The following is an 898-nucleotide window of genomic DNA, read 5'->3' on the forward strand; positions in this document are numbered from 1 at the left end:
AAAGCCCAGCATCGTGAAAGAGCTGAAGAAGCATCCCCGAAAAAATAAGGTGCCCATCAAACTGGAATTTACCAAGGCCAGTCTGAGAGCAGCAGTCGAACACCCCTTCAGAATCATTAAGTGTCAATTTGGATTTATAAAAGCCAGGTATCGAGGTTTGAAGAAGAATGACAATAAACTGTCTACTTTATTTGCCCTGGCGAATATTGTTCGACTGGATCAAATGATCCGGGCACAGGGTTAGTCCGCCCTGAAGTCACGAAAGTGGCTAAATATCATACAAATAAGGGGTTGAGACCTCTGATTTCAGTCCTACTTCGAACTCGATTCAAGAAGGGAAGTAAATTAGAGGTTATTCGCAGGTTCCCTAGGGAAGGTGTGAAGAAGTCCATCAATCCTTTGAGCATGTTCTAAAACACAATTCTTAGAACTAAAAGCGAGGATAGGGTCGCTCATTATCTACTTTTCAGCCGGTTTTCTCGGCTGATAGGCAGATTAACCCCTACGTAGCATTTGATCCAATCTAACCACATTAGCCAGAGCAAAAAGAGTGGCCAGTTTATTGTCATTTTTCCCGATGCCTCGATACGCTGTTTTTACAAATCCAAACTGGCACTTGATGATTCTGAAGGGGTGCTCAACTTTCGCTCGGATACTGGCCTTCAAATACTCCAACTTGATCGCCACCTTATTTTTTCGGGGATGCTTTTTCAGGGCTTTCACTTTGCTGGGTTGCTCAGCAATGAAAAACTCCGCTTCACAGTCGCTCAGTTCTTCTCGTTTCTCTGCCCCCCGGTATCCAGCATCCGCCCCAATAAAGGACTCATCTCCATGCAATAAATTCTTAGTTTGATTAAGGTCATGGTCATTTGCGGGCGTAGTTGAAAGACTATGAGTC

2 protein-coding genes are annotated in these 898 nt (G+C 44.1%); one reads left to right on the forward strand and one right to left on the reverse strand.

What is annotated here, in order from left to right; translation table 11 throughout:
* Positions 1 to 244, forward strand: a 244-nt coding sequence (locus WG89_RS28980) for a transposase (protein WP_153301913.1), incomplete at its 5' end; no start/stop codon positions are given.
* Between the two features lie 251 nt (positions 245 to 495).
* Here WG89_RS28980 and WG89_RS28985 read toward each other — a convergent pair.
* The coding region (locus tag WG89_RS28985; RefSeq protein WP_153301914.1) for a transposase at positions 496 to 898 on the reverse strand (403 nt) is incomplete at its 5' end.

Origin of the sequence: Endozoicomonas arenosclerae, assembly GCF_001562015.1 — a bacterium.
GTDB classification, from domain to species: Bacteria; Pseudomonadota; Gammaproteobacteria; order Pseudomonadales; family Endozoicomonadaceae; genus Endozoicomonas_A; species Endozoicomonas_A arenosclerae.